The sequence below is a fragment of the Pseudomonas sp. WS 5503 genome (assembly GCF_012985385.1).
GTDB classification, from domain to species: Bacteria; Pseudomonadota; Gammaproteobacteria; order Pseudomonadales; family Pseudomonadaceae; genus Aquipseudomonas; species Aquipseudomonas paracarnis.
The window spans coordinates 245,264-268,088 of sequence record NZ_JAAQWI010000002.1; the positions used below are offsets into that span (position 1 = coordinate 245,264).

At 61.0% G+C, this 22,825-nt stretch carries 20 protein-coding genes; 11 read left to right on the forward strand and 9 right to left on the reverse strand.

Translation table 11 applies throughout. The features are described from left to right. The first annotated feature begins 154 nt into the window (after positions 1-154). The 4 genes from HBO10_RS06895 (at position 155) to HBO10_RS06910 (ending at position 4,769) form a co-directional block, all read left to right on the forward strand. Positions 155-1,510 (forward strand): pitrilysin family protein, encoded by a 1,356-nt coding sequence (locus HBO10_RS06895; protein ID WP_034128951.1) that lies wholly within the window; start codon positions 155-157, stop codon positions 1,508-1,510. After that, positions 1,503-2,993: a pitrilysin family protein gene (locus tag HBO10_RS06900; RefSeq protein ID WP_034128952.1), complete on the forward strand. Its 1,491-nt coding sequence runs from the start codon at positions 1,503-1,505 to the stop codon at positions 2,991-2,993. The genes HBO10_RS06895 and HBO10_RS06900 overlap by 8 nt, the downstream gene beginning before the upstream one ends. Continuing rightward, a complete protein-coding gene (rsmD, locus tag HBO10_RS06905; RefSeq protein WP_034128953.1) occupies positions 2,993-3,610 on the forward strand; it encodes a 16S rRNA (guanine(966)-N(2))-methyltransferase RsmD in 618 nt (205 codons plus the stop codon). The genes HBO10_RS06900 and rsmD overlap by 1 nt, the downstream gene beginning before the upstream one ends. A gap of 160 nt (positions 3,611-3,770) precedes the next feature. Further along, positions 3,771-4,769 (forward strand): hydrolase, encoded by a 999-nt coding sequence (locus tag HBO10_RS06910; protein WP_034128954.1) that lies wholly within the window; start codon positions 3,771-3,773, stop codon positions 4,767-4,769. A gap of 116 nt (positions 4,770-4,885) precedes the next feature. Here HBO10_RS06910 and HBO10_RS06915 read toward each other — a convergent pair whose 3' ends face one another. Then, positions 4,886-5,740: a sulfurtransferase gene (locus HBO10_RS06915; RefSeq protein WP_034128955.1), complete on the reverse strand. Its 855-nt coding sequence runs from the start codon at positions 5,738-5,740 to the stop codon at positions 4,886-4,888. Between the two features lie 33 nt (positions 5,741-5,773). After that, the gene (locus tag HBO10_RS06920) at positions 5,774-6,445 is read right to left on the reverse strand and encodes a TetR/AcrR family transcriptional regulator (RefSeq protein WP_005792294.1); all 672 of its coding nucleotides are present in this window, start codon (positions 6,443-6,445) and stop codon (positions 5,774-5,776) included. A 145-nt stretch (positions 6,446-6,590) separates the two neighbouring features. Between HBO10_RS06920 and HBO10_RS06925 the strand changes: the two genes are divergently transcribed. The 5 genes from HBO10_RS06925 (at position 6,591) to HBO10_RS06945 (ending at position 11,239) form a co-directional block, all read left to right on the forward strand. Further along, on the forward strand, positions 6,591-8,018 hold the full coding sequence (locus tag HBO10_RS06925) for a coniferyl aldehyde dehydrogenase (protein ID WP_034128956.1): 1,428 nt from the start codon (positions 6,591-6,593) through the stop codon (positions 8,016-8,018). A gap of 29 nt (positions 8,019-8,047) precedes the next feature. Further along, positions 8,048-8,593: a hypothetical protein gene (locus HBO10_RS06930; RefSeq protein ID WP_034128957.1), complete on the forward strand. Its 546-nt coding sequence runs from the start codon at positions 8,048-8,050 to the stop codon at positions 8,591-8,593. A 53-nt stretch (positions 8,594-8,646) separates the two neighbouring features. Next, a complete protein-coding gene (locus HBO10_RS06935; protein ID WP_034128958.1) occupies positions 8,647-10,242 on the forward strand; it encodes a GMC family oxidoreductase in 1,596 nt (531 codons plus the stop codon). 103 nt (positions 10,243-10,345) lie between these two features. Further along, positions 10,346-10,825 carry a pantetheine-phosphate adenylyltransferase gene (coaD, locus tag HBO10_RS06940; protein ID WP_003195136.1) on the forward strand — a complete coding sequence of 160 codons (480 nt, stop codon included), beginning with the start codon at positions 10,346-10,348 and terminating at the stop codon, positions 10,823-10,825. 162 nt (positions 10,826-10,987) lie between these two features. Next, positions 10,988-11,239, forward strand: coding sequence for a YfhL family 4Fe-4S dicluster ferredoxin (locus HBO10_RS06945; RefSeq protein ID WP_003195146.1), 252 nt, complete (start codon positions 10,988-10,990; stop codon positions 11,237-11,239). A gap of 123 nt (positions 11,240-11,362) precedes the next feature. Here HBO10_RS06945 and mutM read toward each other — a convergent pair whose 3' ends face one another. Both mutM and HBO10_RS06955 read right to left on the reverse strand, forming a co-directional pair. Next, the gene (gene mutM, locus HBO10_RS06950; RefSeq protein ID WP_003195148.1) at positions 11,363-12,175 is read right to left on the reverse strand and encodes a bifunctional DNA-formamidopyrimidine glycosylase/DNA-(apurinic or apyrimidinic site) lyase; all 813 of its coding nucleotides are present in this window, start codon (positions 12,173-12,175) and stop codon (positions 11,363-11,365) included. 21 nt (positions 12,176-12,196) lie between these two features. Next, positions 12,197-13,009: an HDOD domain-containing protein gene (locus tag HBO10_RS06955; protein WP_169921966.1), complete on the reverse strand. Its 813-nt coding sequence runs from the start codon at positions 13,007-13,009 to the stop codon at positions 12,197-12,199. A gap of 277 nt (positions 13,010-13,286) precedes the next feature. On the opposite strand from HBO10_RS06955, the gene HBO10_RS06960 reads away from it, so the two are divergent. After that, a complete protein-coding gene (locus HBO10_RS06960) occupies positions 13,287-14,483 on the forward strand; it encodes a class I SAM-dependent rRNA methyltransferase (protein ID WP_034101304.1) in 1,197 nt (398 codons plus the stop codon). 129 nt (positions 14,484-14,612) lie between these two features. On the opposite strand, the gene HBO10_RS06965 is transcribed toward HBO10_RS06960, so the two are convergent. Then, positions 14,613-15,071 carry a transposase gene (locus HBO10_RS06965; RefSeq protein ID WP_034128960.1) on the reverse strand — a complete coding sequence of 153 codons (459 nt, stop codon included), beginning with the start codon at positions 15,069-15,071 and terminating at the stop codon, positions 14,613-14,615. A 383-nt stretch (positions 15,072-15,454) separates the two neighbouring features. Here HBO10_RS06965 and ilvD point away from each other — a divergent pair, with 383 nt between their 5' ends. Beyond that, a complete protein-coding gene (ilvD, locus tag HBO10_RS06970; RefSeq protein ID WP_003195159.1) occupies positions 15,455-17,296 on the forward strand; it encodes a dihydroxy-acid dehydratase in 1,842 nt (613 codons plus the stop codon). Between the two features lie 186 nt (positions 17,297-17,482). Here ilvD and HBO10_RS06975 read toward each other — a convergent pair whose 3' ends face one another. The 4 genes from HBO10_RS06975 to HBO10_RS06990 form a co-directional block, all read right to left on the reverse strand. Continuing rightward, positions 17,483-19,924 carry a TonB-dependent siderophore receptor gene (locus tag HBO10_RS06975; protein ID WP_034128961.1) on the reverse strand — a complete coding sequence of 814 codons (2,442 nt, stop codon included), beginning with the start codon at positions 19,922-19,924 and terminating at the stop codon, positions 17,483-17,485. 129 nt (positions 19,925-20,053) lie between these two features. After that, entirely contained in the window at positions 20,054-21,001 is a 948-nt protein-coding gene (locus HBO10_RS06980; protein WP_034128962.1) for a FecR family protein, read from the reverse strand. Then, complete coding sequence (locus HBO10_RS06985; RefSeq protein WP_034128963.1) at positions 20,998-21,531, reverse strand: RNA polymerase sigma factor; 534 nt, start codon at positions 21,529-21,531, stop codon at positions 20,998-21,000. The genes HBO10_RS06980 and HBO10_RS06985 overlap by 4 nt, the downstream gene beginning before the upstream one ends. A gap of 212 nt (positions 21,532-21,743) precedes the next feature. After that, the gene (locus HBO10_RS06990; protein ID WP_034128964.1) at positions 21,744-22,805 is read right to left on the reverse strand and encodes a hypothetical protein; all 1,062 of its coding nucleotides are present in this window, start codon (positions 22,803-22,805) and stop codon (positions 21,744-21,746) included. Positions 22,806-22,825 lie beyond the last annotated feature (20 nt).

Genomic DNA, 22,825 nt, shown 5'->3' on the forward strand with positions numbered 1-22,825 from the left:
TAGCCAGCTCGTTCATGCGCAACATTTTGTAAGGCCTAAATAGGGCCTCAACAAGACAGCCACAGTGGCCGTCCCTAGGTCGGATCAGTATCCTAGCACCTCCTCGCCCGCCGACGCTAAGACCAAGCGGGCAGCCCAACAGGTTTAAAAACGAATGAATGCTCTAGCCCGCCGCGCCGCAGGCCTGCTGTTCAGCACAGTTTGTCTGCCTCTCTCAGCTTTGGCTGCCGATCCACAACCCACCCATGAATTCACCCTCGATAACGGCCTCAAGGTGGTCGTGCGCGAAGATCATCGCGCGCCGGTGGTGGTTTCCCAGGTCTGGTACAAGGTTGGCTCAAGCTACGAAACCCCGGGCCAGACCGGTTTGTCCCACGCCCTGGAACACATGATGTTCAAGGGCAGCGCCAAGGTTGGCCCCGGCGAAGCCTCGCTGATCCTGCGCGACCTGGGCGCCGAAGAAAACGCCTTCACCAGCGACGACTACACCGCGTATTACCAGGTATTGGCCCGTGATCGCCTGGGTGTGGCCTTTGAGCTGGAAGCCGACCGCATGGCCAGCCTGCGCCTGCCGGCCGACGAGTTCAGCCGGGAAATCGAGGTAATCAAGGAAGAGCGCCGCCTGCGCACCGACGACAACCCGATGTCCAAGGCCTACGAGCGCTTCAAGGCCATGGCCTTCCCCGCCAGCGGCTACCACACGCCGACCATCGGCTGGATGGCCGACCTGGACCGCATGAAGGTCGAGGAACTGCGCCACTGGTACCAATCCTGGTACGTGCCGAACAACGCCACCCTGGTGGTGGTCGGCGACGTGACCCCGGACGAGGTGAAAAACCTCGCCCAACGTTACTTCGGCCCGATCCCCAAGCGTGACGTGCCGCCGGCAAAAATCCCGATGGAACTGGCCGAGCCCGGCGAGCGCCTGCTGACCCTGCACGTGCAGACCCAATTGCCAAGCGTGTTCCTGGGCTTCAACGTGCCTGGCCTGGCCACCGCCGAAGACAAACGCTCGGTGCAGGCCCTGCGCCTGATCTCGGCTCTGCTGGACGGCGGCTACAGTGCACGGATCTCCGAGCAACTGGAGCGCGGTGAGGAACTTGTGTCCGCGGCTTCCACCAACTACGACGCCTACACCCGTGGCGACAGCCTGTTTACCCTCTCGGCCACGCCGAACCAGCAGAAGAAGAAAACCGTCGCCCAAGCCGAAGCCGGCCTGTGGCGCCTGCTCGATGAGTTGAAGGCCAAGCCGCCGACTGCCGAAGAACTGGAGCGCATCCGCGCCCAGGTCATTGCCGGCCTGGTGTACCAGCGTGATTCCATCACCAGCCAGGCCACGGCCATCGGCTCCCTGGAAACGGTCGGCCTGTCCTGGAAGCTCATGGACACCGAACTGGCCGACCTGCAAAGCGTGACGCCGGAAGATATCCAGAAAGCCGCGCGCACCTACTTCACCCGCGAACGTCTGAGCGTCGCCCATGTTTTTCCTGAGGAGACCGCTCATGAGTGATCGCAAAAACAGCCGCCTGATCCTGCCCGGCCTGATCGCCGTCACCCTGATGGCGGCCAGCGCCGTTTACTTTTTGCGCCCGAGCGAGTCGGTCGCCAGCCAGGCCCTGGACAAGGCTCAAACGGCCAGCACCCTGCAGTCCCTGGCGGAACTGGATGGCAAGGCACCGACCAACCGCAAGCTCGACGTACAAACCTGGACCACCGCCGAAGGCGCCAAGGTGCTGTTCGTCGAAGCCCACGAATTGCCGATGTTCGACATGCGCCTGCTGTTTGCCGCCGGCAGCAGTCAGGATGGCGACGTGCCAGGCCTGGCGCTGATGACCAACGCCATGCTCAACGAAGGCGTGCCGGGTAAGGATGTCAGCCAGATCGCCAGTGGGTTCGAAGGCCTGGGGGCCGATTTCGGCAACGGCGCCTATCGCGACATGGCGCTGGTGACCCTGCGCAGCCTGAGCGACAACGATAAGCGCACCGCCGCTCTGGCCCTGTTCGACCAGGTGATTGGCCAGCCGACGTTCCCGGCGGATTCCCTGGCGCGGATCAAGAACCAGATCCTGGCCGGTTTCGAGTACCAGAAACAGAACCCCGGCAAACTGGCGAGCATCGAGCTGTTCAAGCGTCTGTACGGCGACCATCCTTACGCGCATCCGAGCGAAGGCACCCCAGAAAGCGTGCCGAAAATTACCCTGGCACAGTTGCAGGCGTTCCATGCCAAAGCCTATGCGGCGGGCAATGCCGTGATTGCGGTCGTCGGCGACCTGACCCGTGCAGAAGCCGAGGCCATGACGGCCAAAGTGTCGGCATCGCTGCCCAAAGGCCCGGCCATGGCCAAGATCGCTCAACCGACCGAGCCAAAAGCCGGCCTGAGCCGTATCGAGTTTCCGTCCAAGCAAACCCACCTGCTGTTTGCGCAATTGGGCATCGACCGCGCCGACCCGGACTACGCAGCCTTGTCCCTGGGCAACCAGATCCTTGGCGGCGGCGGCTTCGGTACCCGTTTGATGAGCGAGGTGCGTGAAAAACGCGGCCTGACCTACGGCGTGTACTCCGGTTTCTCACCGATGCAGGTGCGCGGCCCGTTCATGATCAACCTGCAGACCCGCGCCGAAATGAGCGGCGGCACCCTGCGCCTGGTTGAGGATGTACTGGCTGATTACCTCAAGAACGGCCCAACACAAAAAGAACTGGACGACGCCAAGCGCGAACTGGCCGGCAGCTTCCCGCTGTCCACCGCCAGCAACGCCGATATCGTCGGGCAGTTGGGCGCCATGGGTTTCTACAACCTGCCGCTGAGCTATCTGGAAGATTTCATGAAACAATCCCAGGCCCTGACCGTGGATCAGGTCAAGGCTGCAATGAACAAACACTTGAGCGCCGACAAGATGGTCATCGTGACCGCCGGCCCGACGATTGCGCAAAAGCCACTACCGCCCCCCACTGATAAACCTGCCGAGCAGCCGCTCGGGGTTCCGGAGCATTAATGGCCAGTTCATCTCGCCCGAAAAAACCTGTCCACAACGTGCATAACGGTGTGGGCCAACTGCGCATCATTGGCGGTGAATGGGGCAGCCGCAAGCTGAGCTTCCCCGACGTCGTGGGCCTGCGCCCGACGCCCGATCGCGTGCGTGAAACCCTGTTCAACTGGCTCGCGCCGTACATAGGCGGGGCCAAAGTGCTGGACCCGTTCGCCGGCAGCGGCGCACTGTTCCTGGAGGCGCTGTCCCGTGGCGCGGCCCAGGGCCAGGCGCTGGACGCCAGCAATGTGGCGGTGTCCAGCCTCAAGGAGCACCTGGGCACGCTGCGTTGCACCACCGGCCAGGTGCAGACGGCCGACGCGCTGCGCTACCTGGAAACCCAGGCGGCCACTGAATACGACGTAGTGTTCCTCGATCCACCGTTCAACCAGAACCTGCTGCCGACCGTCTGCACACTGCTGGAAGAACGCCAGTGGCTGGCACCGGATGCCTGGATCTACACTGAGAGCGAGACCGCGCCCTCCACGCTCGGCCTGCCAAGTGGCTGGCGCCTGCACCGGGAGCAGAAGTCCGGGCGGGTGTATTACGCGTTGTGGCATCGTTTGGTCGAAAACGCCGCCTGATCGTGTGGCTAGAGATTGCTCCCGCTGGGCTGCGAAGCGGCCCTGAAACCTGCCAAGGTGTTCCGACTGAATAAACGCAGTGTTCTTGATGGGGCCGCTACGCGGCCCAGCGCGAGCAAGCTCGCTCGCCACAGTGAGTTCACTTGCCACCGAGAGCGTCATGACCCCTTCTTGCGACCTGTTCAAACCCGCCTTCGGCCTCGGCAACCCTCACTTGCAGACACTGTGGGGACCGCTGTGGCGGCCGACCACCCACATCGAGCGTCAGCGTGAGCGCCTGTGGCTGGAGGATGGCGACTTCCTCGATCTCGACTGGCACGGGCCTCATGACGTGCAAGCGCCTTTGGTACTGGTGCTGCATGGGCTGACCGGTTCGTCCAATTCACCCTATGTGGCCGGCCTGCAAAAAGTCCTCGCCGCCCAAGGCTGGGCCAGTGCTGCGTTGAACTGGCGCGGCTGCTCGGGCGAGCCCAACTTGCTGGCTCGCAGCTATCACTCCGGCGCCAGCGAAGACCTGGCAGCCGCGATTGCTCATCTGCGCGCCAAGCGGCCTTTGGCGCCCTTGTACGCGGTGGGTTACTCCCTGGGCGGCAACGTGTTGCTCAAGCATTTGGGGGAAACCGGCGAGGCCTCAGGGCTGCAGGGCGCGGCGGCGGTGTCGGTGCCGTTTCGCCTGGATCAATGCGCGGATCGCATTGGGCTGGGGTTCTCGCGGGTGTATCAAAAGCACTTCATGCGCGAGATGCTGGCGTATATCCGCGTCAAGCAACGCCAATTCCTGCAGGACGGTCGTGAGGATGGGCTCAAAACCCTGGAGGCCCTTGGCTCCCTGGAAAAGATGCGCACGTTCTGGGACTTCGACGGGCGGGTAACCGCGCCGCTGCACGGTTTCTTGAGTGCCGAGGATTACTATCGCCGCGCTTCCAGCCGCTATTACCTGGGCGGTATCCGCACGCCGACGCTGATTATCCAGGCGGCTGATGATCCGTTTGTGTTTGCGCACAGCTTGCCTGACGCCAGTGAGCTGTCGGCCTGCACCGAGTTCGAGTTGCTGGCCAAGGGCGGGCATGTGGGGTTTGTGGAGGGTTCGCTGAAGCGCCCTGGTTACTACCTGGAGCGCCGGATCCCGCAATGGCTCCAGACCCAATACGGTCAATAGTGTGGGAGCTGGCTTGCCTGCGATAGCGGTGGGCCAGCCAACGTTGAGGTGGCTGACACTCTGCTATCGCAGGCAAGCCAGCTCCCACATTTTAAGCAAGTGTTCACACCGATCGTTTAGTCGCCCTTCGCAATTTCCCGCGCCGGATTGGTAATCCACTCACTCCACGACCCCGCATACAACTTACCCAACGGGTACCCCGCCAGGCTCAACGCAAACAGGTTATGGCACGCCGTCACCCCAGACCCGCAATACGCCACCAACTCCTGCGGCGGGCGCCCTTGCAGCTGCGCGGCAAAGCGTTGCTTGAGCTGATCAGCCGGTAAGAAACGACCATCACTGCCCAGGTTTTCACTGAACGCCGCGCATTGCGCGCCAGGGATATGCCCGGCAATCGGGTCGATGGGTTCTACTTCGCCACGAAAGCGCGGCTGGGCGCGGGCGTCGATCAAGGTCAGGCCGGGTTGGCCCAGGCGTTTTTGCAGGTGTTCGGCATCCAGCAACAGACGATGATCCGGCGTACCGGCGAAGGTACCTGGCTCAACCACGGGCGCGTCCAGGCTCAGGGGGAAACCGGCGGCATGCCAGGCCTTGAGGCCACCATCCAGAATAAACACACCATCACGCTTGCCCAGCCAGGCCAGCAGCCACCAGGCACGGGCGGCGTAGGCACCGGGGCCGTCGTCATACAGCACCACATCGGTGTCGGCACTGATACCCCAGGCCCGCAGTTGCCTGGCGAACGTGTCCGCCGCCGGCAAAGGATGACGACCGGTCACGCCCTTGGTCACCGGGCCGCTCAGGTGGCGCTCCAGGTCGGCGTATTGCGCGCCCTCGATATGCCCTTCGGCGTAACTGCACAAGCCGTAGTCCGGGTCTTCCAGGGCAAAGCGGCAATCCAGGATCACCCACCCGCTCGACTGTTGGCGCTCGGCCAATTGCTGGGGGCTGATCAGTTGGGCAAGCGGCATGACTGACTCCTGTGAATACAAAGGGGAAAGGTCTTACTTCACTTCTTCCAGTGCCTGATTCAACGGCACGTAAAACTCTTTGAACAAGGCGTCCACCGCCTCTTTGGCCTGTGGCGTGACAAACCCCGCCTCCAGCACCAGCACCTGATAAACCCCACGCTTGATCGCCTCGGCGCTCAGGTGGGTGGATTTTTCATTGGTGGTACACAAAAAGCGCACCCACGAGGTGAGGATGATCCACGCATTCAGGGTCAGGGCTTCTGTTTGCACCGGGTCCATATTGAGAATGCCGGCATCGACAAAGCCCTGGTAGATCGCGCCGCCCTGGATCAGGCAACGCTGGGAAAAACGCCGGTAGCCGGTCGCCAGTTCCGGGTCGCTCTCCAGCAGGTGTTCGAGGTCGCGATGCAGGAAGCGATAACGCCACATGCCGGCCAATACGGCTTGCAGGTAAAAGCGTTTATCCTCCACCACCATCGTGCGTCCCTGGGGCGGGCGCAGGAAACTGTCTACCAACGCTTCATATTCGCGGAACAGCACGGCGATGATCGCCTGCTTGTTAGGGAAGTGGTAGTACAGGTTGCCCGGGGAAATTTCCATGTGGGCGGCAATGTGGTTGGTACTGACACTGCGCTCGCCCTGCTGGTTAAAAAGCTCCAGGCTGGTTTGCACAATGCGCTCGCTGGTCTTTACTCGTGGTGCCATAGGGGATCAGCTTCTATACACGGGATGGGGCATCTTACGGCCTAACCCGGCCAGGATAAATCTGGATGTTACTGCAATGTTATTTGACAATTTAGAGCAATGACTCTAAAAATCCAGGCAGACCAATAACAATCGGTGCCGCGCCATGTCTGCCAACGTTGCCTACCTGCAAGATTCCCAGGCGCTGGATCAACTCCAGGACCTGTTCGACGCCCAACGCCGCGCCTATGCCGCCAACCCGATGCCGCCGGCCGGGCAGCGCCAGCAATGGCTCAAGGCCCTGCGGGATCTGCTGAGCGACGAACGCCAGGCGCTGATCAATGCGATCAGCCAGGATTTCAGCCATCGCAGCGCCGACGAAACCCTGTTTGCCGAATTGATGCCTAGCCTGCATGGCATTCACTACGCGAGCAAACACCTCAAGGGCTGGATGAAACCTTCCCGCCGCGCTGTAGGCATTGCCTTCCAGCCCGCCTCAGCCAAAGTCATTTACCAGCCACTGGGCGTCGTCGGCGTCATCGTGCCGTGGAACTACCCGCTGTACCTGGCCATCGGCCCGCTAGTTGGGGCATTGGCTGCCGGTAACCGGGTGATGCTCAAGCTCAGCGAATCCACGCCGGCCACCGGCGAGCTGCTCAAGGCGTTGCTGGCCAAGATCTTCCCCGAGGACCTGGTGTCCGTCGTGCTGGGCGAAGCTGACGTGGGCATGGCGTTTTCCAAGTTGCGCTTCGATCACCTGCTGTTCACCGGCGCTACCAGTATAGGCAAGCACGTGATGCGTGCGGCGGCTGAAAACCTCACGCCGGTGACCCTGGAGCTGGGCGGCAAATCGCCAGCCATTGTCTCGGCCGACGTGCCGCTCAAGGATGCTGCCGAACGCATCGCTTTCGGCAAAGCCTTGAACGCCGGACAAACCTGCGTGGCGCCGGATTATGTGCTGGTACCGGAAGATCGCGTGGAGGGCTTTGTCGAGGCGTATTCCAAAGCGGTGCGCGGGTTTTATCCGACGCTGGCCGACAACCCGGACTACACCGCCATCATCAACGAGCGCCAACTGGCCCGGCTCAATGCCTACGCCAAGGACGCCACCGACAAAGGCGCCACCTTGATCCCGCTGTACGAGCAAGGCCAGGCGCGGCGAATGGCCCACAGCCTGCTGTTGAATGTCAGCGACGACATGACCGTGATGCAGGACGAAATCTTCGGCCCGCTCCTGCCCATCGTGCCGTATCGCGGCCTTGACCAAGCCTTTGCCTACATCAACCAGCGCCCTCGCCCACTGGCCTTGTATTACTTCGGCTACAACAAAGGCGAACAAGCGCGGGTGCTCCACGAAACCCATTCCGGCGGTGTGTGCCTGAACGACACCTTGCTGCACGTCGCCCAGGACGATATGCCGTTCGGTGGCATCGGCCCGTCAGGCATGGGCCATTACCACGGTCACGAAGGTTTCCTGACGTTCAGCAAGGCCAAGGGTGTGCTGGTCAAACAGCGCCTGAACGCGGCGAATTTGATCTACCCGCCCTATGGCAAGTCGATCCAGAAGCTGATCCAGAAACTGTTTATCCGCTGATAACCGCCACCTTCGGGACAATAAAAACAATGAACCCCAGCCTGACTGATTCACCTGCGCTGTCACGGCGCGGCGTCTTGAAAATCGGCCTGTGTGCCAGCGCCTTCCTCGCCACCGCCGGGTTGGGCGCCAGCCTCAGCGGTTGCTCCAGCAGTACGCCGGCCAGCGGCTTTGCAATGTTGCGCACCAGCGACTTGCCGTTCTTGCGGGCAGTGATCCCGGTGCTGCTGGAAGGCGCGGCCAGCGCAGAGCAAGTGCTTGCCGGTATTGAAGACACCCTGAAAAAGCTCGATTACAGCCTGCAGCACTTGTCGCCCGAAATGTTCAAGCTCACCCAGCAATTATTCGACGTACTGGGCATGGGCATTACCCGCGGCCCGCTGACCGGTATCTGGGGCAGTTGGGAAAACGCCAGCAGCGAACAGATCCGCAATTTCCTGCACCGCTGGGAAAACAGTTACCTGAACCTTTTGCGCATGGGCCAGGGCTCGCTGCTCAAACTGGTGATCATGGCCTGGTACTTCCGGCCCGAGTCCTGGGCCCATTGCGGCTACCCCGGCCCGCCCAAGATCTAGCCTGGGCAATCCCCCAAGATTGCATCTTCCAACAAGAATAAGAGAGCACACCTATGCCCGTACCCGATCTGTTCCGCGACGGCCTGGCCCGTGGCTGGAAAACCCACAATGGCGCCGCCCTGGATCACGACCTGACCCTGGAAGCGGATGTCGCCATCATCGGCAGCGACGCCGGGGGCGGTACCACCGCCGAAATCCTCAGCGCCGCCGGCTACAAAGTGTTGCTGATCGAAGAAGGCCCGCTCAAGACCAGTAGTGATTTCAAGCTGCTGGAAGACGAAGCCTACGCCAGCCTTTACCAGGAAGGCATCGGCCGCATGAGCAAGGACGGCGCTATCACCATCCTGCAGGGCCGGGCGGTGGGCGGTACCACCTTGATTAACTGGACCTCCAGCTTTCGCACCCCTGACGCTACCCTCGCGCATTGGGCCAGCGAATATGCGGTCAAAGGCCACAGCAGCGCCGAAATGGCGCCCTGGTTCGAAAAAATGGAACAGCGCCTGGGCATCGCGCCCTGGGCGCTGCCGCCGAATGCCAACAACGATGTGATCCGCAAAGGCTGTGAAAAGCTCGGCTACAGCTGGCATGTGATCCCGCGCAATGTGCGCGGCTGCTTCAACCTGGGGTATTGCGGCATGGGCTGCCCGGTCAACGCCAAGCAGTCAATGCTGGTGACGACCATCCCGTCCACCCTGGAAAAGGGCGGCGAACTGCTTTACCTGGCCCGCGCCGAACGGCTCACATACAGCGGCGACACCATCAGCAGCCTCGAATGCGTGGCCATGGACGAACGCTGCGTAGCGCCCACAGGGCGCAAGATCAGGGTGAAAGCCAAGCACTATGTGCTGGCGGGCGGCGGCATCAACAGCCCGGCCCTGCTGATGCGCTCCGACGCGCCCGACCCACACTCGCGGCTGGGCAAGCGCACCTTCCTGCACCTGGTCAATTTCTCCGCCGGGCTGTTCGACGAAGTGATCAACCCCTTCTACGGTGCGCCGCAATCCATCTACTCCGACCATTTCCAATGGCAGGACGGCACTACCGGCAAAATGTCCTACAAACTGGAAGCACCGCCCCTGCATCCAGGCCTGGCGAGCACCCTGTTTGGTGGCTACGGCAACCAGAACGCCCTGGACATGAACCAATTACCCCACACCCACGCCATGCTCGCGCTGCTGCGCGACGGCTTTCACCCCGACAGCCCGGGCGGTACGGTGGAGTTACGCGGTGACGGCACCCCAGTGCTCGACTATCAGGTCTCGCCCTACGCCTGGGACGGCCTGCGCCGGGCCTTCCACAGCATGGCCGAGATTCAGTTCGCGGCGGGGGCCAAATCGGTCAAGCCCCTGCATCACGACGCGCGCTTTGTGAACAACTTGGCCGAAGCGCGCAGCGTGATCGACGGTCTGAACCTGGAACTGCATCGCACCACCCTGGGCAGCGCCCACGTGATGGGCGGTTGTGCCATGGGTGAAGATCCGAAAAATGCCGTCGCCGACAGCCTGGGTCGCCATCATCAGTTGCGTAACCTGTCGATCCACGATGGCTCGCTGTTCCCCACCAGCATTGGCGCCAACCCGCAATTGTCGGTGTACGGATTGACCGCGCAACTGGCGAGCGCATTGGCCGAACGTCTGAAAACGGCATGAAAAGACAGGGTATTCACGGTATCTATCTACATAAGTCGACTTGGCCCACCGGTAATGCTGCGATACCATCCGGTTCCCCAACGGACTCCGCCAGGACGACGCGATGAACCGAGTGTTGTACCCAGGTACCTTCGACCCGATTACCAAAGGCCATGGCGATCTGGTCGAACGCGCCTCTCGCCTGTTCGACCATGTGATCATCGCGGTCGCGGCCAGCCCCAAGAAAAACCCGCTGTTTCCCCTGGAACAACGTGTGGAGTTGGCGCAAGAGGTCACCAAGCACCTGCCGAATGTGGAAGTAGTGGGCTTTTCGACACTGCTGGCGCATTTCGCCAAGGAGCAGAACGCCAATGTGTTCCTGCGTGGCCTGCGCGCGGTGTCGGACTTCGAATACGAATTCCAGCTGGCCAACATGAACCGCCAATTGGCGCCGGACGTGGAAAGCCTGTTCCTCACGCCGTCGGAGCGTTATTCGTTCATTTCCTCGACGTTGGTTCGTGAAATCGCTGCTTTGGGCGGAGATATCACCAAGTTCGTGCATCCAGCTGTAGCAGACGCACTGACATTGCGCTTCAAGAAGTAAGGCTCATTGTGACGAGGGAGCTTGCTCCCGCTGGACTGCGCAGCAGTCCCAATCCTTTCATCCCTCACCACAGAGACAGGCTCGCACTGCGGGCGTCAATGCGGCACAATTGCGCGCATTAGTTTTCAGATGCCTTGGCAGAGTGCCCTGGCAGGAGTTTCCATGTCCCTGATCATCACCGACGATTGCATCAATTGCGACGTCTGCGAACCCGAGTGCCCGAACGCCGCCATTTCCCAAGGCGAAGAGATCTACGTGATCGACCCCAACCTGTGCACCCAGTGCGTCGGCCACTACGACGAACCGCAGTGCCAGCAGGTATGCCCGGTCGATTGCATTCCTCTGGACGAGGCACACCCTGAGACTGAAGAGCAGTTGATGGAGAAGTACCGCAAGATTACCGGTAAGGCCTAAGCCTCTTCATTGCCCGTAAAGGCCTCATCGCAGGCAAGTCAGCTCCCACACTTGGATATGTGAATACATTCAAATGTGGGAGCTGGCTTGCCTGCGATAGCAATCTCAGCCCTCACCCAACCATCAGCTCTGACACCTAGGGCAAAACACACTCGCCCGCTGCCCCAGCACCACATTGCGCAGCTCAGTGCCGCAGACCTTGCACGCCTCGCCGCCCCGGCCATACACGAACAGTTCCTGCTGGAAATACCCCGGCTGCCCATCGCCGCCGATAAAGTCCCGCAACGTGGTACCGCCCCGCTCGATGGCAGCGGCCAGCACCCGCTTGATCTCAATCGCCAGCTTCAAATAACGCCCGCGTGAAATTCCCCCGGCGGCGCGGCGCGGGTCAATACCCGCTGCAAACAGCGCCTCGGTCGCATAGATATTGCCCACGCCTACCACCACCGCGTTGTCCATGATGAACGGCTTCACCGCCATCGACTTGCCGCGAGACAGCTGGAACAAACGCTCGCCATCAAACAGGTCGGTCAACGGCTCCGGCCCCAGCCGCATCAGCAACTCATGGTTGTGCGGGTCGAGGCTCCAGAGCATCGCACCGAAGCGCCGCGGGTCGGTGTAGCGCAGGGCCATACCCGATTCCAGCTCGATATCCACATGTTCATGCTTGGCCGCCGGCATACCTACCTCAACCAGGCGCAAGTTGCCCGACATGCCCAGGTGGCTGATCAAGGTGCCCACCTCGGCATTGATCAACAGGTATTTGGCCCGGCGCTCCACCAGCACGATGCGCTGCCCTGACAGGCGCACATCCAGGTCTTCCGGAATTGGCCAGCGCAGGCGCCGCTCACGCACTACCACGCGGCTGACGCGCTGGCCTTCCAGGTGCGGGGCAATGCCGCGTCGGGTGGTTTCGACTTCTGGTAACTCGGGCATGTGTACCTCTTGAATGACGGGTCAGTGCGCGCCCAGTTCGCGGATCGACAACTTCAGGCTCTCGAAGTCGTAGTCCGACAGGCCCACGTAATCCAGCACCAGGTGGCCGATGGCATTCCACTCATGGTCCACCGGCTGGTTACCCAGTACGCGGTAAGACGAACAGATATGCTCGGCCATCTTCAAAATGGCCAGCAGGTTCTTGAGCTGCGGGTTGCGCGTCGTCTCATCGCTGAAAATCACCAGGGCGTTATGGTGATTGGCGATGGCGTCGGTGACATGCTCCGGCAGGCGCCAGGACTTGGCGGTGTAGTAGCCGACTACCGCATGGTTGGTGTGGAACGCATTGTTCTCGGTATCGACCACGCGGCAATCCGGGCCGGCGTTGGCGTATGCCTGTTCCAGCACGGACATGTAGTTGGGGAAGCGCTTGAGCATCAACGGCACGCCGCAATCGTGGAACAGGCCCAGGGCATAGGCTTCGTCGACGGTTTGCGAGCCGGTGCGCTTGGCCAGTGTGAGGCAGGTCATGGCCACATCCTGGGCAGTGTCCCAGAAGCGGTTGAGGGTGACGATAGTGTCGTCGCACATCTCGCCCTTGATTGACTGCGCGTTGATCAAATTGATGATCGAACGGCTGCCCAGCAGGTTCACCGCACGCTGGATCGAAGCGATCTTATTGCTCAGGCCGTAATACGGCGAATTGACGATCTTCAGCAGTGCACCGGACAAGCCAGGGTCTTGGGAGATCAACCTTGCAATCACTTCCAGGTCCGGGTCGGGCATGTACTGCTCCATCTGCAAATCCACCATGATTTGCGGTTGGGGCGGCACGCTGATGCCTTGCAGGGCCTGTTGGATCTGCTCGGGGGAAAGCTCTTGGGACATAAGTACACACTCTGGGCTAGGCGCGAATTCTACCCCTTATGCAGACGTGGCCGACACCCAAAAACCCAACTGAAACCCGATCGAATGTGGAAGCTGGCTTGCCTGCGATAGCCTCACCACCGTACGTCTGATACACGGCGCCGCCCATATCGCAGGCAAGCCAGCTCCCACATGAAAGAGTGCGCAAAGGGTATACTCCCGCTCTTTTTTCCGGAGCGACGTCATGTCCCTGCCAAGCCTGCGTCTCAAAGCCAACGCCGATCGTCGTTTGCGCAACGGCCACCTATGGGTCTACAGCAACGAAATCGACGTGGCCGCCACCCCACTCCACGGCTTCCAGGCAGGCGACCAGGCTATCCTGGAAGCGGCCGGCGGCAAGACCCTGGGCATCGTGGCCATGAGCCCGAACAACCTGATCTGTGCCCGCCTGCTGTCGCGCGACATCAAGTTGCCGCTGGACAAGTCGCTGCTGGTGCACCGCCTCAACGTCGCGCTGTCCCTGCGTGACCGCCTGTTCGACAAGCCGTTCTACCGCCTGGTCTACGGTGATTCCGACCTGCTGCCGGGCCTGGTGGTCGACCGTTTCGGCGACATCCTGGTGGTACAGATCGCCTCGGCGACCATGGAAGCCCACAAAGACGACGTGATTGCTGCTCTCACCCAGGTACTCAAGCCCAGCGGCATCCTGTTCAAGAACGACTCCGCCGCGCGTGACGCCGAAGGCCTCAACCGCTACGTCGAAACCGTGTTCGGCCTGGTGCCGGAGTGGGTGGCGCTGGAGGAGAACGGCGTCAAGTTCGAAGCCCCGGTGATCCAGGGCCAAAAGACCGGCTGGTTCTACGACCACCGCATGAACCGCGCCCGCCTGGCCCCGTATGCCAAGGGCAAGCGAGTACTGGACCTGTACAGCTACATCGGCGGCTGGGGCGTGCAAGCCGCCGCCTTTGGTGCCAGTGAAGTGTTCTGCGTCGACGCTTCGGCCTTCGCCCTCGACGGCGTAGAGCGCAACGCCGCGCTGAACGGCTTTGCCGAGAAGATGACCTGCATCGAAGGCGACGTCTTTGAAGCGCTTAAAGAACTGAAAGCCAGCGAAGAACGCTTCGACGTGATCGTCGCCGACCCACCGGCCTTCATCAAGCGCAAAAAAGACATGAAAAACGGCGAAGGCGCCTACCGCCGCCTCAACGAGCAAGCCATGCGCCTGCTCAGCAAAGACGGCATCCTCGTCAGCGCCTCGTGCTCCATGCACCTGCCGGAAGACGACCTGCAAAACATCCTGCTCACCAGCGCCCGCCATCTGGACCGCAACATCCAGATGCTCGAACGCGGCGGCCAAGGCCCGGACCACCCGGTGCACCCGGCGATTGCCGAAACGCGCTATATCAAGAGCATTACGTGCCGGTTGTTGCCCAATAGCTGATTAAAACCGACCCCTTTGTAGGAGCGAGCTTGCTCGCGAAGAACGAATAGATGCCACGGGCTACCTGATAGCGCTGCGTTATCGTTGACGATCTTCGCGAGCAAGCTCGCTCCTACAGGGAAGGGTGCCTTATAGCCAGATGGCGTCCCATAGTGGGTATTGGCCAATGTGCTCGGCCAAGCCTGCGCGCAAGGGGTTTGCGACGATGTAGCGAGCCATTGCCTTCAAGTCTTCCTCACGGTGCAGCGCTCGGTCGAAATAGCCTTTTTGCCAAAGCACTCCGAAGGACTGTCTTGCCTTATTGACTGCACGCGCACTTCGCGATCTGGTTCGCTGCATGAGCCTGGGCAAATCGCCGTTGTGCAATTCCACCAGCCAGTGGAAATGGTCGGGCATGACCACCCAGGCGAGTGACGTTGCATCTGCGTCTTCCTGAGCCTTTCTGAATTCGCGGACCAGTAAGCGACCGACAAGCCAGTCTTGAAAAATGTGTTGCCGTTGATGGGTGACAGCCGTTAGCAAGTAGATACGGCCCGATTCTAAATAGCGCCCTTTACGCAGCCGATGCGCATTTTGCTGGTTGGACATTCCTTCGTCCTCTTCTGTGATTGGAAAAGAAACGGTAGGAGCAGCAGCGCCAACCAGCCTTTAAACAGTAGTTCTGAATATGTCCCCCTGTAGGAGCGAGCTCGCTCGCGAAAAACCCACAAACGACACGGACTACCTGATAGCACAGCGTCATCGTTGACGATTTTCGCGAGCAAGCTCGCTCCTACAAGAAGTCGGTGTAGAATCGGCCCTATTCATCGCCAGTCATCCCCCGGCGGGTTTATGAGCTCGAGGCCCAAGCAAGCGGCGATCCCGCGATGCGAGTGGCAACTTCCGGACACACGGCCATTTTCTGAGTGTTCCAGTCGTCAATTAGAAGCTCACTCCCCTTTAGTACTTGATTAGCCGCCCGGAGTGCTCCAATGCCTGATTACCGCTCGAAAACATCCACCCACGGCCGCAACATGGCCGGCGCGCGCGCACTGTGGCGTGCCACGGGGATGAAAGATGACGACTTCAAAAAGCCGATCATCGCGATTGCCAACTCGTTCACCCAGTTCGTGCCGGGCCATGTCCACCTCAAGGACCTCGGCCAACTGGTCGCCCGCGAGATCGAACGCGCCGGTGGCGTGGCAAAAGAATTCAACACCATCGCCGTGGATGACGGCATCGCCATGGGCCATGACGGCATGCTGTATTCCCTGCCGAGCCGCGAGATCATCGCCGACTCCGTGGAGTACATGGTCAACGCCCACTGCGCCGACGCCATCGTGTGCATTTCCAACTGCGACAAGATCACCCCCGGCATGTTGATGGCTGCCTTGCGCCTGAACATCCCGGTGATCTTCGTCTCCGGCGGCCCGATGGAAGCCGGCAAGACCAAGCTCGCCTCCCACGGCCTCGACCTCGTCGACGCCATGGTGATCGCCGCCGATTCCAGCGCTTCTGACGAGAAGGTCGCGGAATACGAGCGCAGCGCCTGCCCGACCTGCGGTTCGTGCTCCGGCATGTTCACCGCCAACTCGATGAACTGCCTGGTGGAAGCCCTGGGTCTCGCCTTGCCGGGCAACGGTTCCACACTGGCCACTCACAGCGACCGCGAGCAGTTGTTCCTGCAGGCCGGCCGCACCATCGTCGAGCTGTGCAAGCGTTACTACGGCGAGAACGATGAGTCGGTGTTGCCGCGCAATATCGCCAACTTCAAGGCGTTCGAAAACGCCATGACCCTGGACATCGCCATGGGCGGTTCCACCAACACCATCCTGCACCTGCTGGCCGCGGCCCAGGAAGCCGAGATCGACTTCGACCTGCGCGACATCGACCGCCTGTCCCGTCACGTGCCGCAACTGTGCAAAGTCGCGCCGAACATCCAGAAGTACCACATGGAAGACGTGCACCGCGCCGGCGGGATCTTCTCGATCCTCGGCTCCCTGGCCCGTGGCGGCCTGTTGCACACCGACCTGCCAACCGTGCACAGCAAGTCCATCGCCGAAGGCATCGCCAAGTGGGACATCACCCAGACCGACGACGAAGCCGTGCACACCTTCTTCAAGGCCGGCCCGGCCGGTATCCCGACGCAGACGGCGTTCAGTCAGTCGACCCGTTGGGACACCCTGGATGACGACCGTGAAAACGGCTGCATCCGCAGTGTCGAGCACGCCTACTCGCAAGAAGGCGGCCTGGCCGTGCTGTACGGCAACATCGCCCTCGACGGCTGTGTGGTCAAAACGGCGGGCGTGGATGAGTCCATCCACGTCTTCGAAGGCCGCGCCAAGATCTACGAAAGCCAGGACAGCTCGGTACGCGGCATCCTCGCGGACGAAGTCAAGGAAGGCGATATCGTGATCATCCGCTACGAAGGCCCTAAAGGCGGCCCGGGTATGCAGGAGATGCTTTACCCCACGTCCTACCTGAAATCCAAAGGCCTGGGCAAAGCCTGCGCCCTGCTGACCGACGGCCGCTTCTCCGGCGGCACATCGGGCCTGTCCATCGGCCACGCTTCGCCGGAAGCTGCTGCCGGTGGCGCGATTGGCCTGGTGCAGGATGGCGACAAGGTGCTGATCGACATCCCGAACCGCTCGATCAACCTGTTGATCAGCGATGAAGAACTGGCAGCACGCCGCGTTGAGCAGGACAAGAAAGGCTGGAAGCCAGTGGAGAAGCGCCCGCGCAAAGTCACCACCGCATTGAAGGCCTACGCGTTGTTGGCCACCAGTGCCGACAAGGGTGCCGTACGCAACAAAGCCATGCTCGACGGCCTGTAAGCCCCGCGCATAAAAAAGCCCCGCCAGGTGCGGGGCATTTTTATGCCTGGCCAAAACCTCCACAACACCGAGGATCAACTGTGGGAGCTGGCTTGCCTGCGATAGCTATAGGCCTGCCGGTGAGTTCTTGTTTGGCACACCGCCATTGCGGGCGAGCCAGCCCCCGCATTGGATATAGGTAATCTCTTAGAACTGTGGGGTATAGGTCATGGTGAACATCACATTGCGTGGGTCCCCGTAGTAGTTGCTGCCCCAGTTCGCGTTGTAGGCCGGGATGTAATACTTCTTGTCGAACATGTTGTTCAGGTTTGCCGCCACGGTGAATTCCTGATTGATCTTGTAGGCCACCCGCGAATCCCACAATGCATTGCCCGGCACGCTGAACGTACGGTCATAGGCTTCGGTGCTGCTTTGCGCGGTCACACCGGCACCCACGCTCCAATGTTGCCAATCGCCCGGCAACTGGTAATCACCCCAGACCTTGAGCAAGTGCTTGGGGGTCCAAGTGCTGAAAATCTTGCCTTGGTAGGTGTCGTCCTTGAGGAATTCAGTGGTGTTGTAGGTGTAGCTAGAGGCCAGCTGCAGGCCTGGCAGCACCTCACCACTGAGTGTGGCTTCAAAGCCTTGGCTGCGGACCTTGCCAGAGGCGACCGAGCAGTACCAACCATTGCAGTTCATTGGCCCTTGCAGGTCCTGCACGCTACGGTTTTCCTGATCGTAACGGAAGATCGCAAACGAGGTATTGAGGCGCCCGTCAGCCAGCTCTCCCTTGATGCCCAACTCGTAGTTTTTGCCCTCGATAGGCTTGAGCAGGGAGCCGGAGGTGGTCAGGTTGGTTTGCGGCTCAAAGGCATCGGCATAGCTGGCGTAGGCCGACCACTGCTCGTTGAGCGCATAGACCAGGCCGGCGTAGGGCGTAACCTTGCCATTGGACTGGGTGGTATTGTCCTGCGGGGCACCATATGTGCCTTTGAAACCACTCTGGCCAATGTAGGAATAGTCATACCAACTGGTACGCGCACCGACGATCAACGTCAGCGGGTCCAGGACTTTCACACGCCAGGTGCCATAGATGCCTTTCTGGCGAATGTCATACCAGCTCTTCGAGGCGGCACCCTCCTGGAACAATTGGTATTTGTCGCGCTGTGGGCGGTTGTGGTCGATGTTGAAGATATCCGCGCCGGGGTTTGAAGCCCGTGCCCACTGGTCGTCGGTGGTGAGCTTGGAATAGTTGGCGCCCAGCACCACTTCCTGCTGGAAGCCCAGCCCCTCAAACTTGCCGTTTACATACACATCCGCGCCGCGGCTCTTGGTATTGAAGTCGGTGATCCAATCTACATAGGGCACAGTGCCACCGCCGACGGGTACCGTGTCCCACGTCGCCTGGTAGGTTGCGTCGTTGTGCTCATCCATGGCTACCAGTGCGGCTTTCACTTTCCAGTTATCGTTGAAGCGGTGCTCAATGTCGGCAAACACCTGAGTCTGATTGTTGACGCTGCGGTTCCAACTGGCGCCGACAAATGTCGAACGCGGCAGACCGATATCACTGCCGTCGGCATAACGGGGCAACGACATGAAGTTGGGGCGCGAATGGCCCTTCTGGTTACTGATGCCCAGGCCGACGGTGGTGTCGGGAGTGAAATCGTAGTCGACGGCACCATAAACCGTCTGGTTCCAGCCGCCCGCATAGTCGACGAAGGAGTCGGTGGTGTCGTAATCCGCCACGAAGCGTCCGCGCAAGGTGCCTTCGGCGTTCAGCGGGCCACCGACATCGACCTGAGTGCCGTAGTGGTCCCATGAGCCAGCCTTGGCGGTAATGGTCGCCGTCGGCGCTTGCTGCCCGCGCTTGCGCACCAGGTTCATGGTGCCGCCGGGGCTGTTGGCACCTTGCAGCAAGGCGGCCGGGCCGCGCAGCGTCTCGACGCGGTCGTAAATGGCCATGTTTTCGGTGAGATAGCTGCCCAAGGTGTAAGTGTTACGTGGAATCCCCACACCGTCGTATTGCAGGGTGCCAACCTCGAAGCCACGGGAGAAGATGAACATACCGGAGCCGGGAGACTTGGTCGCTGTCAGGCCGGGCGTGCGCTTGACCACTTCAGAGAGCTTGGTGGTGTTCTGATCATCCATCTGCTTGCGGGTCATGACGCTGACCGACTGCGGGATGTCCTTGAGTTTTTGCTCGCCCTTGCCCAGGGTCACAGCCCCCGTGGTGTACGAGCCCGTGCCTTCGGTGGTGATGCCCAGGCGTTCGGCCGTGATGGTGGTGGCGCCCACTTCCAGGGCAGAACCTGGCACCACACGTTTTTCCAGGGTGACGGTATCGGCATTGATAAACGCCGCGCTCAGTCCCGTGCCGCCGAGCAGCTGCCCCAAGGCTTCACGCTGCCCCCGGTTGCCCTTCACACCCGGCGATATCACCCCCTGGGTCAACTCCCCATTCACTAGCACCTGAACCCGCGTCACCGCCGAGAACGCCGCCAGCGCAGCGTCCAGGCCCTGCCCGGGAATATCGAAGCGGTAGGTCTGGGCCTGGTTGGCCTCAGCGGCCTGCAGGTACGACGGCGCGATACAGCTGGCCAAGGAAATGGCCAAGGCCAGCAAGGGCCGTGTGGCGAATCGGTGTGCCATGAATGGTGCTCCCCAGTACAAAAGTCTGTGATCGGCGCCGCACTACTTGAGAGTGCTTACTATTTACGCCTCAGTGATCAAGGACGATGGCTTGCGGGGAAACCCTGAAAATATTTTGAGAAATTGCCGTCAGGACGCATTGCCTTCACGCAACACCAGCAAATACGGGGTGTAGTGCTCGGCGCGCAGGTTGAGGGTGTATTCCAACGCCTTGAGCACGGCATCGGGCTTGTCGATTTCGAACACGCCGGACACTACCCGACTGCGCAACGCATCACCGAGCACCAGCGTCTTGCCGGGCCAGTAACGGTTCAGTTCAGAGACCACCACCGACAAAGGTTGCTGACGGAACACCAGTTGCCGCTGACGCCAGGCAAAGCCGCTGGCCGGGTCGAAACCGTGGACGTGTGCAAGGTGCCGGCTCTGATACTCCACGGCCCGCCCCGGTTCCAGATAGACCGGCGTGCCGCTCCCTGCACTGACTTCAACCTTGCCCTGCGCCACCTGCACACGCGTCTGGTCATCACGCCGCGCCACACTGAACTGGGTGCCGACCACTCGCACCCAGCCGTCGCCCGACTGCACCACGAAGGGCCGTGCGGGGTCCTTGGTCACATCGAAGAAACCTTCGCCACGCAGCAAACGAATCTGCCGCTCACCCGCAGTCATGCGGATTTGCACCGCACTGTCGGTGTTGAGCTGAAGGTGGGAACCATCGGCCAGTTCGATGGTGCGCGACTCGCCAGTGCCGGTGGCGTAGTCGGCGCGCAAACGGTCAAGCCAGGGAGTGTTCTGCACGGTCAGGCCCACGGCCAGCAATACGGCAGCCGCATACGCCCAGCGCCGCAGCGGTTTACGCCAGGTGGCCTGCTCGGCACGGCGAATGACGCGCGCCGGCTCACGCAGGCCACCGAGCATCGCCTGCACTTCCTGCCAGGCATCATCCTGCGCCTGGCCCTGACCGAGCCACGCAGCAAAGGCGTCCATTTCAGCCGGGGTCAAGTCCTCGGCGTGCAGGCGGAAATACCAGCCGGACGCCTCTTCGAACAACACATCAGCAGTAGGCAGGGCAGTCATGACCGACGTCCTTGTGCATCGCAGGCTAGGCGCGTCTTGATGTACCCACGGCATTCAATCAAGGCGCGACGCAATTGGTATTCCACACTGCGCGGGCTGATCGACAGGCGTTCGCCAATCTCGCGGTAGGAAAGCTCGTCGACATGATAGAGCAGGAAGATCTGCCGAGTCGCCTCGGGCAGGCCCAGGATCGCATCCTGCATCAGTTGCTCCTGCTGATAGGCGGCCAGCTGTTCGTCGGCACCGGGGTTGCTGCAGGGCAGTTCTTCGCTCGGTGCGCCGGCATCCAGACGCTCGCGGCGGATAGCCTGGCGCTGGTGGTCGCGCACCAGGTTGCTGGCAATGGTGAAGAGGAACGCGGGTAGGTTATCGATCTTCTCGCCGGACTCCAGGCGCGCCAGGCGCAGGAAGGATTCCTGGGTCAGGTCGGCAGCCACCTGGGCGCTGCCGGTGCGGCGCGTGACGAAGGCTTCGAGGGCTTTCTTCTGCTCCGCGAACAGGCGCGCGATCTGCGTATTCCAGGAGGACACAGCACTACCTTGAGAAGAACGGACGGTTCAGGGAGTGCGCACGCTAGCAAAGAATGAGATTAGTTCGCAATTGATATCTATTTTGCCTTTGAGTCTGCGGTGTTCTTAAGACCGCCTTCGCGGGCAAGCCGCTCCCACAGTTGACCGCGCCCCAACATGAGAATGCGGTCGACGGTGGAAGCTGGCTTGTCTGCGATGCAGGTGACTCGGTCTTACTGGATCTCTTCCGGCTTGACGATCACCCAGTTCTTGTCCGCCGTCACCGGCAGCCCTTCCTTGGCTTGCGCCGCCGCGTGCTTGGCGATCATACCGTTGAGTTGGGTCATGTACTTGTCTTTGCGGTTGATCCACAGGTGGACGCCGCCCTTGGCCACGTCCACATCGTGGAACAGCATGTAGCCGTCGCTGGTCGGTGTGTCACCGCCGACAATCACTGGTTTTTTCCATTCGTCGATGTAGGTGAGGATCGCCGCGTGCTTGCCGGCCATCCAGGTCGCCGGGGTCCACAGGTAGGGGGTCAGTTCCAGGCCGAGGTTGCTCTTCTCGTCATACTTGCCGGCAGTGATCTGTTTGCGTGCGGTGGTCAGCTCGTCGGTCTTGCGATCCTTGAGCAAGGTGGTCACGCCGATGACGTTCTGGGGTTTGACGTTGTAGCCGTACTTCGGATCAGCCGCGACCATGCGCACCAGCTCCTCGGACGCGGCGGTCATCACATAGACCTCGATGCCGTTTTCCATCAGTTTGTTGTACAGCTCGGCCTGGCCGGTGAAGACTTTCGGCGGCTGTACCTCGGATTTTTTCACCACGTCGCCTTCGAAATAGCTGACCGGCACGGGCTTGCCGGAGGCCATCAGCTCGTCGACCTGCACTTTGAGTTCCTTGAGGGTGAAGCCGGAAAAAATCTGCGCAACCCAGGGGTAGCAGACCATGTCGTCGACTTCGCACAGGCGATAGTAGTAGCTGAACAGACTTTCCTTATGGTCGGCGGTGTCTTTGAAGGGGATAAGCTTGAGCGAAGGGTCCATGGTTTCGCGGGTGATCAGGCCCTTGTTTTCCATGAACGGCAGCAAGGACTCCTCAAGGTCGTAGCGGTAACTGGTGTTGTCCATATCGAACACCGCGTAGTTACCCTTGTTGGCGTTGGCGGCGATCATTTCGTTGATTTGTTTGGCGGCAGGTGCCGGCCAGTGCTTCAACTCGGTGGCGGCAAACGCCTGGCTGGCGAGCCCGAGGCAAAAGGCGGCGGATACCAATAGTTTCGGCGCGAGCTTCATAGGCGTTGTCTCCCTCAAGT